Origin of the sequence: Flavobacterium defluvii (genome assembly GCF_900129555.1) — a bacterium.
In the GTDB taxonomy this organism is placed as follows: domain Bacteria; phylum Bacteroidota; class Bacteroidia; order Flavobacteriales; family Flavobacteriaceae; genus Flavobacterium; species Flavobacterium defluvii.
Genome location: NZ_FQWC01000001.1, coordinates 138,304 through 152,168, shown reverse-complemented (window position 1 = coordinate 152,168; position 13,865 = coordinate 138,304). Strand labels below are relative to the sequence as shown.

General features: G+C 32.9%; 14 protein-coding genes. 8 read left to right on the top strand and 6 right to left on the bottom strand.

Features of this window, described 5'->3' with window-relative positions; translation table 11 throughout:
- Positions 1 to 171: 171 nt before the first annotated feature.
- Entirely contained in the window at positions 172 to 759 is a 588-nt protein-coding gene (locus BUC29_RS00675; protein WP_073412434.1) for a YceI family protein, read from the bottom strand.
- 256 nt (positions 760 to 1,015) lie between these two features.
- Here BUC29_RS00675 and rlmN point away from each other — a divergent pair, with 256 nt between their 5' ends.
- Positions 1,016 to 2,068, top strand: a complete 1,053-nt coding sequence (rlmN, locus tag BUC29_RS00670) for a dual-specificity RNA methyltransferase RlmN (RefSeq protein WP_073412433.1) — start codon at positions 1,016 to 1,018, stop codon at positions 2,066 to 2,068.
- Between the two features lie 219 nt (positions 2,069 to 2,287).
- Here the strand turns inward: rlmN and BUC29_RS00665 are convergent, their stop codons facing one another.
- On the bottom strand, positions 2,288 to 3,148 hold the full coding sequence (locus BUC29_RS00665) for a hypothetical protein (RefSeq protein ID WP_073412431.1): 861 nt from the start codon (positions 3,146 to 3,148) through the stop codon (positions 2,288 to 2,290).
- Between the two features lie 160 nt (positions 3,149 to 3,308).
- On the opposite strand from BUC29_RS00665, the gene BUC29_RS00660 reads away from it, so the two are divergent.
- From BUC29_RS00660 to dnaG, 5 genes are all read left to right on the top strand, one after another.
- On the top strand, positions 3,309 to 4,286 hold the full coding sequence (locus BUC29_RS00660; protein ID WP_073412429.1) for a polyprenyl synthetase family protein: 978 nt from the start codon (positions 3,309 to 3,311) through the stop codon (positions 4,284 to 4,286).
- A gap of 200 nt (positions 4,287 to 4,486) precedes the next feature.
- Complete coding sequence (locus BUC29_RS00655) at positions 4,487 to 5,047, top strand: RNA polymerase sigma factor (RefSeq protein WP_073412427.1); 561 nt, start codon at positions 4,487 to 4,489, stop codon at positions 5,045 to 5,047.
- Entirely contained in the window at positions 5,034 to 5,744 is a 711-nt protein-coding gene (locus BUC29_RS00650) for a hypothetical protein (RefSeq protein ID WP_073412425.1), read from the top strand. Before BUC29_RS00655 ends, BUC29_RS00650 begins: the two co-directional genes overlap by 14 nt.
- A gap of 305 nt (positions 5,745 to 6,049) precedes the next feature.
- Complete coding sequence (locus tag BUC29_RS00645; protein ID WP_073412423.1) at positions 6,050 to 7,078, top strand: hypothetical protein; 1,029 nt, start codon at positions 6,050 to 6,052, stop codon at positions 7,076 to 7,078.
- Between the two features lie 129 nt (positions 7,079 to 7,207).
- A complete protein-coding gene (dnaG, locus tag BUC29_RS00640) occupies positions 7,208 to 9,277 on the top strand; it encodes a DNA primase (protein WP_073412422.1) in 2,070 nt (689 codons plus the stop codon).
- Positions 9,278 to 9,361: 84 nt separating this feature from the next.
- On the opposite strand, the gene BUC29_RS00635 is transcribed toward dnaG, so the two are convergent.
- Together BUC29_RS00635 and nadE are read right to left on the bottom strand one after the other, a co-directional pair.
- Positions 9,362 to 9,991 (bottom strand): response regulator transcription factor, encoded by a 630-nt coding sequence (locus BUC29_RS00635; protein WP_026730588.1) that lies wholly within the window; start codon positions 9,989 to 9,991, stop codon positions 9,362 to 9,364.
- Positions 9,992 to 10,083: 92 nt separating this feature from the next.
- Positions 10,084 to 10,890 carry an NAD(+) synthase gene (gene nadE, locus BUC29_RS00630; RefSeq protein WP_073412420.1) on the bottom strand — a complete coding sequence of 269 codons (807 nt, stop codon included), beginning with the start codon at positions 10,888 to 10,890 and terminating at the stop codon, positions 10,084 to 10,086.
- 101 nt (positions 10,891 to 10,991) lie between these two features.
- Between nadE and gldB the strand changes: the two genes are divergently transcribed.
- Together gldB and gldC are read left to right on the top strand one after the other, a co-directional pair.
- On the top strand, positions 10,992 to 11,945 hold the full coding sequence (gene gldB / locus BUC29_RS00625) for a gliding motility lipoprotein GldB (protein WP_073412418.1): 954 nt from the start codon (positions 10,992 to 10,994) through the stop codon (positions 11,943 to 11,945).
- Entirely contained in the window at positions 11,945 to 12,280 is a 336-nt protein-coding gene (gldC, locus tag BUC29_RS00620) for a gliding motility protein GldC (protein ID WP_073412416.1), read from the top strand. Before gldB ends, gldC begins: the two co-directional genes overlap by 1 nt.
- A gap of 99 nt (positions 12,281 to 12,379) precedes the next feature.
- Here gldC and yihA read toward each other — a convergent pair whose 3' ends face one another.
- The gene (yihA, locus tag BUC29_RS00615; RefSeq protein WP_073412414.1) at positions 12,380 to 13,012 is read right to left on the bottom strand and encodes a ribosome biogenesis GTP-binding protein YihA/YsxC; all 633 of its coding nucleotides are present in this window, start codon (positions 13,010 to 13,012) and stop codon (positions 12,380 to 12,382) included.
- A 42-nt stretch (positions 13,013 to 13,054) separates the two neighbouring features.
- The gene (locus BUC29_RS00610; RefSeq protein ID WP_073412412.1) at positions 13,055 to 13,819 is read right to left on the bottom strand and encodes an alpha/beta fold hydrolase; all 765 of its coding nucleotides are present in this window, start codon (positions 13,817 to 13,819) and stop codon (positions 13,055 to 13,057) included.
- Positions 13,820 to 13,865 lie beyond the last annotated feature (46 nt).

Here is a 13,865-nt window from a genome sequence, read left to right as displayed (position 1 = left end):
TTTAACTTGTATCAAAGATCAGCCTATATTTCTGAGGAATACATGATAAAAATCATTGTTAAAATTTTATTAAAATGATATTTAATAACTACAACGATTTCATTTTTTATATTTAAGAAAAAGGTATTCTTATCTTATTAAAGAGATTGTTTTGAGGATATAAATTGAAGTTTATAAATCTGAAATTTGATTTATCTGGCTAAATGTTATGTTGAAAATCACAGTTAAATCTTTCCCTGTTTTTACAACACCGAGTGCAGCTTTTGGAGGTGTCATTTCAAAATCACCAAAAGTAATTTGATTAGAGCCCTGAAAAATAACAGTATTATTATCAGCAGTCACTTTTACCTGTGTTTTGTATTCTTTACTCACACCGGCTATAGTATAAGTTCCGGTTAAAATCCAGTTAGATTCGTTTACTTTTTCAGCAGATTTTAAAACGTACTCAATGTTTTTGTATGTTTCTGTGTCAAGAGCTTCATAAGCGACTTGATCCATACTTGTTTTACTGCTTTTTAAGCTTTCTGCCAATAAAGTAATTGTTAAGCTGTTTATACCGGTTAATTTAGAATCTTTAACCGTTAGATTGGCAATACCGGTTCCTTCAGTAGATCTCATCGTCCAGTCATGGACAGTAGAGGTTCCCGCAACTTCAAAAGTAGATTTTGTATCTACGACGGTATAAGTTCTTTGTGCGTTTATTTGAAATGATACTATTGTAAAAAGTACTGTAAATAGGATTGACTTAATTGTTTTCATTTTGATATGGTATTTGTTAATTTTAATTAGGAAAGTTCTTTAGTGGTTGTGAACTTCCTAGTATTTCTTGTATCAAAATTATCACGCAGGTATACGAAAAGAAATGATAAAAATCATATCACAACTTTAATTATATCATTATAGTAAAGGTTAAGAATATAAGTTGAGCCTCAATAACTGTTGTATAAATTGAGGTTTACATTAAGAATACACTTAAAAGCTAAAAAAAAATGACAAAAGTGCTTAACTTTGCAGCATGCAAATTGAGAAAAAAGACATAAGAGCCTTATCAAAAGATCAGTTACGAGATTTTTTTGTCGCAAACAATGACAAAGCATTTCGCGGCAATCAAGTTTATGAATGGCTTTGGAGCAAAGGAGCACACAGTTTTGAGGATATGACTAATGTTGCCAAAACAACACGTACTATGCTCGAAGAAAATTTTGTTATCAATCATATTAAGGTTGATACAATGCAGAGAAGTAATGACGGAACAGTAAAAAATGCTGTACGCCTGCATGACGGTTTAATCGTAGAATCGGTTTTGATTCCTACCGAAACCAGAACAACAGCCTGTGTTTCGAGTCAGGTTGGGTGTAGTTTAGATTGTAATTTCTGCGCAACAGCAAGATTAAAAAGAATGCGAAATCTTGAACCGGGAGAAATCTACGATCAGATTCTGGCAATTGACAAAGAAAGCCGTTTGTACTATAATCATCCGCTTTCGAATATTGTTTTTATGGGAATGGGAGAACCTTTAATGAATTATAATAATGTCATTAAAGCAATCGATATGATTACATCCGATGAGGGTTTGGGAATGTCTCCAAAACGTATTACACTTTCAACTTCGGGAATTCCTAAAATGATTAAGAAAATGGCCGATGATGGTGTAAAATTCAAATTGGCGGTCTCACTTCATTCGGCAATTGATGAAACCCGGGCGAAGATTATGCCTTTCAGTAAAAACTTTCCTTTAAAAGATTTACGTGAAGCATTAGAATATTGGTACAGAAAAACCAAAAGCAAAATTTCATACGAATATGTTGTCTGGAAAGGAATTAATGATGACAAAGCTTCTGTAGATGCCTTAGTGAAATTCTGTAAATATGTACCGTGTAAAGTCAATTTAATTGAATACAATCCAATTGATGACGGAGAATTTCAACAAGCTTCAGAAGAATCTATTATGGCTTATATAAAAGCATTAGAAAATATTGGCGTTGTAGTAAAAGTGCGTCGCAGCCGTGGAAAAGATATTGATGCGGCCTGCGGACAATTGGCCAACAAAGAAGCTGATGCGGTATAGTTCCTACGAGACAAAAGCGATATCGCATAATGTTACCGATATATAATCTCTACGAGATATACTCCGTTAGGAGTTACAGATCGGTAGAAAAATCATGATTAAAACGTAGAGAATGTCCCGTAGGGACTACATTTAAACGTAAATTTTCGATATTAAAAAAAGCATTAAAAACGGATGAATCTTGTTTTTAATGCTTTTTTTGTGGGCAAAAAAGGGATCTTATTTTTTCAAATCAATTTCTTCAGTAACACCATCTTTGGTTACAGAAGCCAGAGTGTCGCAATCTCCATTGCCATAATCAATAATAGCCGTAGCTCCATTTTTAGTAATTTCAACAACACCTTTTAAAGCAAAAGATTTTCTGCATGAAGCTTTAAATTCCAAAGGAGTTTTAATTTCAGCCGAATAAGTATCACCGTTTGGTAAAGTAGTTGTACCGCTTCCGGTAACCACAAACACATTATCTTCCCAATTAAACCAGGTATTGTAACCTGCGGTCATTTCTTTTACAAGAGAACCTTTTCTACTGTAAACACTTCCGTCATCAAAAGTAATAGTCAAATCAATTGCAGCGGTCAAAACCGGATGCGCTTCTGCCAGTAAATCAGTCGATTTTACAGTTCTAACAATACTTTTGCTTCCCTGAAGTTTTTTACCATTATGATAAAATCCTTCAAACGTATAACTTATAGTCTGCGTAGATGCCGAAAAATCATTAGAAAACGAAACCACCATTTTTCCTTTTACCGTATTTCCGTTGTCAAGCGTACAGCCATCAACGCCAAAATCTATAGTTTTTGTAAAAGTATTGTTCGTTAAAACGGTTCTAATAACAGCACATTCAGGCAAAAAATGTTTAATGTTTCCAGAAGGTTTGCTGTTAATGTTTACTTGTGAAGTAAACTGATCTTCAGCAATATTAGTAACATCTTCAATTGAGGCATCTATTTTAGAATTGGCAATTATTTCGTCGTTAGTAATGGCCTTACTTGTTCCGTCATTTGTGTTTTCATCAGAATTACAACTCGTAAGTAATGATAAAGCGATACAGGATCCAATTAATAAAAATTTTGTTTTCATAATAAATAGTTTTTTTGGTTTTACTTTTAATCAATGAATTCAAATTAGTATTAGATTGAGGTGTTTTTGGATTGTTTTTTTAAATTAGTACATATTTGTTGATATACTAACATAAAATAGACAACGTTTTTTTATTTAAAATAGTATATTTGAAATCGAAATGAATATTACTTCACAAATAAAACAGCCTATTATTACCGAGATGGAACTTTTTGAAAAAAAGTTTCACGAATCGATGACTTCAAAGGTTGCGCTGCTAAACAGAATTACCTATTATATTGTAAACAGAAAAGGAAAACAGATGCGACCGATGTTTGTTTTTCTAACCGCAAAAATGGTTTCTGGAGGAATCGTAAACGAAAGAACGTATCGTGGTGCTTCGGTTATTGAATTGATTCATACGGCAACTTTAGTTCATGATGACGTTGTGGACGATAGTAATCGCCGCCGCGGATTTTTCTCAATCAATGCGCTTTGGAAAAATAAAATTGCTGTTTTGGTTGGAGATTATTTACTTTCAAAAGGCTTACTGCTTTCTATCGATAATGGTGATTTTGATTTGTTGAGAATTATTTCGGTTGCTGTTCGCGAAATGAGCGAGGGAGAATTACTTCAAATAGAAAAAGCCCGCAGACTTGATATTACCGAAGATGTTTACTACGAAATCATCAGAAAAAAAACAGCAACGCTTATTGCGGCTTGTTGCGCGCTTGGCGCGAAAGCTGTAATTGAAGATGAAATTCAGGTTGAGAATATGCGTAAATTTGGTGAATTAATCGGAATGGCTTTTCAAATCAAAGACGATTTATTTGATTATAGCGAAGAAGCCATCGGTAAACCAACAGGAATCGATATTAAAGAGCAAAAAATGACTCTGCCTTTAATTCACGTTTTAAATACTTGTACTCCACAGGAAAAAAAGTGGTTAATAAACTCCATCAAAAACCACAACAAAGACAAAAAACGCGTAAAAGAAGTTATTGCCTTTGTAAAAAATAATAATGGTTTGGCTTACGCCGAAAACAAAATGGTCGAATTCCAGCAGGAAGCGCTTTCTCTTTTAGAAAATTACCCGGACTCTGAATTTAAATCAGCACTTACTTTGATGGTGAATTATGTAATTGAGAGAAAGAAATAATCTTTTTAATTATATAATCAGAAAATTTGTCAATTAGATAATTGGTTTACTTTGTTGTAAATCAGTTAAATATTTTATTGGTTGGAATTTGGAATTTATTTTTTTTGAAAAATTTTTAACCCCATGCAACCATTTTAAATTGACAATCGTCTATGCTAATAGAAGTCTGTTTCTAAAACCAAAAACCGAAAAGCGTATTAATGAAAATTATTCCGTTACATCAAGAAGAAACCAAAATCATAAAGCTGGCTGTCGAGAACAATCGTCAGGCGCAGCAGCAGATTTACGGTAAATATTCTTCTAAAATGTTAAGCGTGTGCCGTCAATATATAAAAGACATACAATTGGCAGAAGATGTAATGATAACCGCTTTCATGAAAGTCTTTACAAATCTGAAAAACTTTGAACACAAAGGAAGTTTTGAAGGCTGGATTCGCCGGATAATGGTTAACGAATGCATTTCATATTTAAGAGTTCAGAAAAAAGTAAAATTTGCCGAAGATGAATTTTTTACAGAAGAAAGTTTTAATGAAATCGACAGCCAGTTTACGGTTGAACAAATTCAGTTTTTAATCGATGCTTTGCCAGATGGTTATAAAATGGTTTTCAACTTATACGCCATCGAAGGATATAAACACAACGAAATAGCCAAGATGTTAGGGATAAATGAAGGAACATCAAAATCGCAATTATCGCACGCCAGAAAAATGCTGCAAACACAAATTACTATTTTAAAAAAACAAGATAATGGAACCGAATAATTTTGAAAAGGATTTCCGTGAAAAATTAAATCAACGCAAAATTGAACCTAGTGAAAAAGCCTGGGATCGATTAGACGCTATGTTGAGTATCGCCGAAGAAAAAAAGCCAAAGAAAAATAAAAAATGGTTTTATATAGCTGCGAGTATTATTGGTTTTTTATTGGTTGGAACTTTCTTTTTCAATCAAAAGAAAAATACAGCTGACATAAATAAAACAGTCGTAATTGAAGAAAACATTCAAAAAGATTCTGCAGTAAAACCAATTTTAAATAAAGCTGATTCAATTGAAACACAAAAAGTAATTGCAGAAAAAGCATCCACAGAAACTGCAATACAAAAATCAAATAAAGAAAATAATCGTAATCAAATATCAAATAAAACCATTGAAAATGAACTAAATCAAATAGCGGAGTCTTCAATCATCAATAATCAGGAAAAACAATCAATCAACAATCAAACCGCAGTTGCCGAAAATTCTAAAAAAGAAAATGTAGACCAATTATTAGAAACGGCCGAGAATAAAGTTGTAGCAGAAAATCCGGTAAAAAAAGCAAAAGTAAAAGTAAATGCAGCCAATTTACTTAATCAGGTCGATGGTGAACTTGAACTTTCGTTTCGGGAAAAAGTAATTACAAAAGTCAATAAAAACTACCAAACGGTAAAAGTTGCTTTGGCGAATAGAAATCAGCAGGAGTAAGTTTAGACTTTTGGAAGAAGGAAGCAAGTAGTAAGAGAAAAGAGAATAGAATAAAGAAAATAGATTTAAAGTCCCGAAGGGGCGATTCATATTGTAGCGTCGGGTTTTAACCCGATGGAGATTCAATAAAGAGAAAAGAAGCAAAAAATATAGATTTAAAGTTCCGAAGGAACGATCCATATTGTAGCGCCGGATTTTAATCAGGGGAGATAGAATTCACAATTAACCATTTACAATTAACCATTCACCATTCACAATTCACAATTAAAAAAGATCATCAATCACAATCAATAAAAAAATCAATCATGAAAAATTTTACCATTTACCTCGTAATCCTCGTTTTCTTATTTGTAAGCAAAGTTCTGGGACAAGAAACTTTTGAATCTGAAACGAAAAGAATTGCCAATAAAATTGAGAAGATTACAAAAGAAGAAAAAGAAGCTTTAAAAGAAGAAGTTGAAGCTGTAAATGTTCAGCTATCAGAAGGAAAAATTACGCAGGAACAAGCCGATAAGTGTAAAAAAGAATTAGCAGAAGCAAGAGCAGTAATTATGGAAGAGAAAATCACTCTGGCTCAAAACGAATTAAACGATTTAGTGCAGAAAAAAGTCGATGGAAAAATAAAAGAAGATTCTTCTAAAGTCTACATGATTCGATGGAAATCATATAAACACGACAAAGATTCTATTCACGGCGAAAAAAGAACCACCTCACAATTTGTTTTTGCAATGGGTTTAAACAATACTATGGTCGACGGAAAACTTCAGGATTCAAATTATAGTTTTATCGGTTCGCATTTTTATGAATGGGGTTTTACCTATAATTCGAGATTAATGAAAAACGACAATTTGCTTCATGCAAAATACGGACTTTCGTTAATGTATAATAATATCAGACCCACAGACAACAGAAGTTTTGTAGTAAACGGAGATCAAACAAATCTCGAAGTTAATTCTATTCATCTTACTGAATCTCGTTTTAGAAATGTATACCTGGTTGCTCCGGTGCATTTAGAATTTGATTTTTCAAGACCTATAGAAAAAAACGGAAAGACTTATTTTAAAACCCATAAAAGTTTCCGTTTTGGCGTTGGGGGATACGCCGGAATCAACGTAAAATCAAAACAGATTTTAAAATTTGAAGAAGATGATTTAAAGTACAAAACCAGAATAAAAGGTAATTATAATGTAAATAATTTTATTTACGGTTTGAGTTCTTACATTGGCTACAGAGAATTGAGTTTATACTTTAAATATGACTTAAATCCTATATTTCAGGATAATTTAATCAAAGAAAATAATATTTCTTTAGGGTTACGTCTTGATTTAAATTGAAAATAAAGTTTGAGTTTAATTAATAGAAAAGTGCTTCAAAAGAGGCACTTTTTTTTATTCTAATAACAAAAATTCAAAATGGATTTATGTACTTTTACAAGCTATAATTTTTAAAAAATAATTTACGTTTTGATTTCACAAAGTACAATAGATGCCGTATTCGAAACCGCTCGTGTTGAGGAGGTTATTGGCGATTTTGTCAATTTAAAACGTGCAGGAAGTAACTACAAAGGTTTAAGCCCGTTTTCAGATGAGCGTTCACCTTCTTTCATGGTTTCGCCTGCAAAAGGAATCTGGAAAGACTTTAGTTCCGGAAAAGGCGGCAATTCAGTTGCTTTTTTAATGGAGCATTCTCATTTTACATATCCCGAAGCTATTCGGTATTTAGCCAAAAAATACAATATAGAAATCGAAGAAACCGAACAGACAGATGCAGAAAAAGCAATGACGGATGTTCGGGAAAGTATGTATTTGGTTTCAGAATTTGCAGCAAAATATTTTCAGGATGTTTTGGTTAATTCAGAAGAAGGAAAAGCAATTGGTTTATCTTATTTCAAAGAAAGAGGATTTACCAATGAAACCATCAAAAAATTTGGTTTAGGCTACTCACCTGAAACATGGGACGCCTTGACAAAAGAAGCACTCGGAAAAGGTTATAAATTAGAATTTCTGGAAAGTACAGGTTTAACAATTCCGCGGGATGATCGTCCTTTTGATCGCTTCAAAGGCCGGGTAATGTTCCCAATTCATAGTATGTCGGGGCGTGTTTTAGGTTTTGGAGGACGTATTTTAACCAATGATAAAAAAGCTGCAAAATATCTCAATTCGCCGGAAAGTGATATTTACCATAAAAGTAAAGTTTTATACGGAATTTTTCAGGCCAAGCAGTCAATCGCAAAACAAAACAATTGTTATTTAGTTGAAGGTTATACCGATGTAATCCAGTTTAATCAGGCTGGGATTGAAAATGTTGTAGCTTCTTCCGGAACTGCTTTAACACCAGATCAAATACGATTAATTAATCGTCTAACCAGAAATATTACCGTACTTTTTGATGGAGATGCGGCCGGATTGCGGGCTTCTATTCGAGGAATCGATTTGATTCTTGAAGAAGGAATGAATGTTAGAGTTTGCTCTTTTCCTGATGGCGAAGACCCTGATAGTTTTGCCCGTAAAAATTCGCATGATGCATTAGTAACTTATTTAGAAGAAAACAGTAAAGACTTCATACAGTTTAAAGCTTCAATTTTAATGAATGAAGCTAAAAACGACCCAATCAAAAAAGCCGATCTAATTCGTGATATGGTAACCAGTATTTCGAAAATACCAGACCGTATTCAGCGAGAAGTATACATTCAGGAGTGCGCCAGAATTATGGAAATTTCTGAACAGGTTTTAGTAAGCACGCTGGCACAGCTAATTCAAAAAGATCTTGCAGAAGCTAATAAAAAGTTAAAGCAGGAGCAAAAGCCTTTTGAAGTTGTTAGAAATCAGCCTCAAAAAAATGCAAACTATTCAGGAGGAGATCCGGAAGATCCAAGAACCGGACCACCAGATGATTATCCGGGCGATTTTGGATATTCGCAGGAACAATCAGAAAAAGTAGATATTTTGTATGGTTTTGAAAGGAAGATTATTGAAATTCTTCTTTTGTACGGAAGTGTTGTCGAAAGTTTCGAAGATGTTTATCTAAAAGCCGATGAAGAAGGAAATGTAAAAGAAGTTTCTGAAAAAAGACAATACAAAGTATTTGAAAAAGTTTATTTAAGTCTTCAGGAAGACGAGATAGAATTATCAAATACGTTATTTCAAAATATTTACAATAATATTATTGATTTCTATAATCAAAATGAAACTTTTAGTCTTGATAAATATTTAATGCACCTGCAGCCTGAGTTTGCGCAGGAAGTAACTAATATTTTAATGGAAGATGAAAAAGTGACAATTCATAACTGGGAAGGGCAAAATATTTTTCCGAAACATAAAAACGTCACAATCGAGCAGAATGTTTCGGATACTATATTTTCTATGCGATGGTTTTTGGTTTCAAAAATTATTCATGAATTAAAAAACTCACTTATTTCTGAACCGCAGGAAGATAATTCAGAAGTATTGATGATGGTTGTAGATTATTCTAAACTGCTCAATAATTTTTCTAAAAAGCTCGGAAGGGTAGTGGTTCCTTACCATGGCGGATAAAAATCAAAAAGCTCTATACTGATTAACAATATAGAGCTTTTTTTATGGTTGATGACTGCCGAAGCAAATCAAATTCCCATCAAATTAAATAATTTCTAAAGTCTTAGCCTTGTTTACTAAGTCAACTAAATTAGTAACATTTAATTTAGTTAATAATCTTAGTTTGTAAGTACTGATCGTTTTTTCGTTCAGATTTAAGATTTTAGAAATCTCATTGTTTTTCTTACCATCACTTAAATAACGTAAAACCTCGATTTCACGGTTAGAAAGTTTTCTGTACAAACGTTCGCTCTTGCTTTGTTTAGCAATAAGGGCCATGTTTTTGCGAACTGTTTCGTTGATGATAATTTTTCCTTCGTGTACTTTAATAATAGAAAGACCTAAAGTTTCAAGTTTTTCTGTTTTGTGTACATACCCGGATACTCCAGCTTTAATTGCATTTGGAGCATACATTTGCTCAGCTAGGTCACTGAAAATTACAATTTTTGTCTTTGGGAAATTTTTCAAGATTGATTTTACTTCGAAGATACTTGAAAGACCTTCTAATTCTAAATCTAAGATTAGAATATCGATTTCCTTCGTTTGAAGAATATCTCTAACCATTGAAAAATTGCCTACGTTGGCAACAATTGAAATTTGATCGTGGTCTTTAAAATAAGACTTAACGCCAAAGTGAGTCACAGGATGATTGTCTGCAAGACATACTTTAATCATAATTTTACCTTTTTAGAATTGTTATCATGTTTTTGGAACTGTAAAATTAATAAATAAATTCTGTAATTAAATATTGACAAATGTTAAAAATTTTATTTTAACGTTTTTGGGATTAAACAAACCGGAATTGCTTCCATTTTATGCTTGTTGCTGGTGTTTAATCTTTTATAAATTTCAAAGACAGATTTTTCTCTCCCGTTGAAGTCATCCGCTGATTTTCCTGACTCTGCGGCATTCATCGCCCATTCCAGCTCGTCGTAACTAGCTCCTAATTGATCCTCATCGGTTCTGTTGTCACCAAAAAGTCCATCGGTTGGAGCAGCTGTTAAAATTGAATTTGGAATAGTTAAATATTCTCCCAAAGCATAAACATCCGACTTCATTAAGTCAGCAATTGGGCTCAAGTCAACACCTCCATCACCATACTTTGTATAGAACCCAACACCAAAATCTTCTACTTTATTTCCTGTTCCGGCCACTAAAAGCCCGTGAATACCAGCTAAATAGTATAAAGAAGTCATTCTTAAACGCGCTCTTGTATTGGCTAATGATAAATTAACTTTTGTTGAATCTTTTGAAGTTGGTACAGACGACTTAAAAGCCTCAAAAGTGTCAGTTAAATCTGTTTGTACACTCGAAACATTTGGAAAACGTTTTTTTAATTGATCAATATGTTCTCTTCCTCTTGATACCTGACTTTCAGCCTGATGAATCGGCATTTCGACACATAAAACCTGTAAACCTGTTTGTGCACACAGCGTAGAAGTCACTGCAGAGTCAACTCCGCCTGAGATTCCGATTACAAAACCGTTCACTTTTGCATTAGCAGCATAATTTTTTAACCATTCAACAATATGTGTATTTACTTTTTCTGTTTGAATTGTGCTTTTTTTAGCCATAATAGTTCAAGTTTTAAGATGGAGGAATGTATATTTGCAGAATTATTTTTCTAAGTAAAAAAGTACTTATAATCCAGCAACACAAATCTAAATAAAATAAAATGAAAATGTATCGCTTTGTAGTGGTTCTGTGCTTGTTTTTTTTGTCTTGTGACCAAAAAACAAAGGTTGAAAAAGAGGTCGAAGAAATTCCGGTTGATATTAAAGTAGAACGTTTTGATAAAGCGTTTTTTGAAACTAAACCTGAGGATCTTTCCAAAATAAAAAAACAATATCCATACTTTTTTCCCGGAAACGACGATAATGTCTGGCTTCAAAAAATGAAAGAACCAATCTGGAGAGAAGTTTATGATGAAGTTCAAAAAAAATACAGCAATTTTGAACCGGTTCGCGAAGAATTTAATGAGCTTTTTAAACACGTTAAATATTATTTCCCAAAAACTAAAATTCCAAAAGTGATTACTGTAATTGGAGAGATGGATTATAATGCAAAAGCGATTTATGCAGACAGCCTTGTGGTTGTCGCTCTTGAACTATATCTAGGAAAAGATCATAAGTTTTATGAGTTTCCTAATTATATAAAATACAATTTTGAAGAAAAACAAATCATGCCAGATGTAGTTTCGAGTTTTACCTACCGTAATATTCCTGCATATCCTGATAAAAATTTAATTTCTCAAATGATTTTTGAAGGAAAACAGTTGTATGCTAAGGATTTGCTGCTGCCAAATTATACCGATGCAGAAAAAATGGGTTATTCGCCAGAGCAGATAAAATGGTGTGAAGAAAACGAAAGTTATATGTGGCGATATTTTCTGGAAAACGAAATGTTATACAGTGTAGATCCTAAATTAACAACTCGTTTTATAGCACCGGCTCCATTTTCTAAATTTTATTTAGAAATTGATAACGATTCTCCAGGGAGAGTTGGGGCGTGGATTGGCTGGCAGATTGTTCGTTCGTATATGAAAAACAATAACGTATCGCTGTCAGAATTATTAAAAATTAATGCGAAAGAAATTTTCGAAAAGTCAAAATATAAACCTAAGAAATAATGTCAAATACAATAAAATCAGAAATTAAATTCAACGTCGAGTTAGACGAAAACCGTGTTCCGGAAAAATTATCATGGAGCGCTCAGGATGGCGGAGTTACTGAAGAAGAAGCAAAAGCTATCATGCTATCTATTTGGGATAGTAAAGCACAAGAAACTATGCGTATTGATTTGTGGACAAAAGATATGCCGGTAGATGAAATGAAAATTTTCTTCCATCAGACTTTAGTTGCCATGGCTGATACTTTTAAACGTGCTACAGACGACGAAAAAATGTCAGATACAATGAAGGATTTCTGTGATTACTTTGCAGAAAAGCTGGAACTAACGAAGTAGTTAAAATTTTAAATAAAAAATCCCAAATTTCATTTGACATTGAAATTTGGGATTTTTTTATTTTTTGAATCTGGAATTTTGTTCTTGAAGTTTAACTTCTTAATTTGAATTTAAAAAACCACTGTTGTTTTTAAAAACTTCCTGATTTACTTCATCTATATATGATAAAAGCTCTTCTTTTCCAATTGATTCTGTAGATGAGGTTACAAAATACTGCGGCATTTCGGCCCAATTATTTGCATACATTTGTTTGCGATATGCAGCAATGTGAGAATCAACTTTTACTCTGCTGATTTTGTCTGCTTTTGTAAAAATAATACAAAACGGAATTTCACTTTCGCCCATATACGACATAAATTCAATGTCGATTTTTTGAGCTTCATGACGAATATCAATCAAAACAAAAGCGCATACCAGCTGTTCTCTGTTTTCAAAATAATCAGTAATAAATTTCTGAAATGTTGATTTTGTCTTTTTAGATACTTTAGCATAACCATACCCGGGCAAATCGACCAAAAACCAATTGTTATTGATTTTAAAGTGATTTATAAGTTGTGTTTTTCCTGGTTTTCCAGATGTTTTAGCTAAATTTTTATGATTGGTAATCATATTTATCAATGATGATTTACCAACGTTTGATCTGCCTATAAATGCATATTCCGGCAGAAAATCTTTCGGGCATTTTGATGCATCAGAATTACTGACAATAAATTCGGCGGTATTAATTTTCATGTTTTCTGGTTTTAAAACCTCCTTAAAATCGAAAGTTAGATGCTATAAATTCTTTTCGACAAGCCATTTCTCAAGAATTTCATTAAACTCCTGAGGGTGCTCCATCATAGCAGCGTGTCCACATTTGTCAATCCAATATAAAGTTGAATTTGGCAATAAATTGTTGAATTCTTCGGCAACATTTGGCGGTGTTACCGCATCATTTTTTCCCCAGATAATACAAGTGTCAACTGTCATTTTTGGCAAATCTTTGGCCATATTATGACGAATTGCACTTTTGGCAATTGTCAGGGTTTTAATTAATTTGATACGATCGTTTGCAGTTGCGTATACTTCGTCAATAAGATCCGGAGTAGCAATTTTAGGGTCATAAAACACTTCTTCGGCTTTCTTTTTGATGTATTCGTAATCGCCTCTTCTTGGATAACTGTCACCCATTGCGCTTTCATAAAGACCAGAACTTCCGGTAATTACAAGTCCGGCTACTTTTTCAGGATATAATTTTGTGTGATACAATGCAATATGTCCACCTAGAGAATTTCCTAATAAAATAACCTTGTCAAATCCTTTAAAAGTTATAAAGTCCTTAACGTATTTTGCAAAACTTTTTACATTCGTTTTTAAAATGCTTTGTGTATAGATTGGCAAATCCGGGATAACAACTTTATATCCTTTTGTTGGGAAATATTCTGCTACACCATCAAAGTTACTAAGGCCTCCCATTAACCCGTGTAAAATTACAATAGGGGTTCCTTCTCCAGCTTCAAAATAGCTGTATTTGCCTTCTTTTTTGTAGTTTTTGTCCATCTAGTTTAATGCCAATTTCAATTTCGACAAATATAGGGTTTAATAA

Excerpts from the sequence above, each read along its gene's own strand:
- BUC29_RS00675 (WP_073412434.1), bottom strand. The coding sequence starts at position 759 with ATGAAAACAATTAAGTCAATCCTATTTACAGTACTTTTTACAATAGTA.
- rlmN (WP_073412433.1), top strand. The coding sequence starts at position 1,016 with ATGCAAATTGAGAAAAAAGACATAAGAGCCTTATCAAAAGATCAGTTA.
- BUC29_RS00665 (WP_073412431.1), bottom strand. The coding sequence starts at position 3,148 with ATGAAAACAAAATTTTTATTAATTGGATCCTGTATCGCTTTATCATTA.
- BUC29_RS00660 (WP_073412429.1), top strand. The coding sequence starts at position 3,309 with ATGAATATTACTTCACAAATAAAACAGCCTATTATTACCGAGATGGAA.
- BUC29_RS00655 (WP_073412427.1), top strand. The coding sequence starts at position 4,487 with ATGAAAATTATTCCGTTACATCAAGAAGAAACCAAAATCATAAAGCTG.
- BUC29_RS00650 (WP_073412425.1), top strand. The coding sequence starts at position 5,034 with ATGGAACCGAATAATTTTGAAAAGGATTTCCGTGAAAAATTAAATCAA.
- BUC29_RS00645 (WP_073412423.1), top strand. The coding sequence starts at position 6,050 with ATGAAAAATTTTACCATTTACCTCGTAATCCTCGTTTTCTTATTTGTA.
- BUC29_RS00635 (WP_026730588.1), bottom strand. The coding sequence starts at position 9,991 with ATGATTAAAGTATGTCTTGCAGACAATCATCCTGTGACTCACTTTGGC.
- nadE (WP_073412420.1), bottom strand. The coding sequence starts at position 10,890 with ATGGCTAAAAAAAGCACAATTCAAACAGAAAAAGTAAATACACATATT.
- gldB (WP_073412418.1), top strand. The coding sequence starts at position 10,992 with ATGAAAATGTATCGCTTTGTAGTGGTTCTGTGCTTGTTTTTTTTGTCT.
- gldC (WP_073412416.1), top strand. The coding sequence starts at position 11,945 with ATGTCAAATACAATAAAATCAGAAATTAAATTCAACGTCGAGTTAGAC.
- yihA (WP_073412414.1), bottom strand. The coding sequence starts at position 13,012 with ATGAAAATTAATACCGCCGAATTTATTGTCAGTAATTCTGATGCATCA.
- BUC29_RS00610 (WP_073412412.1), bottom strand. The coding sequence starts at position 13,819 with ATGGACAAAAACTACAAAAAAGAAGGCAAATACAGCTATTTTGAAGCT.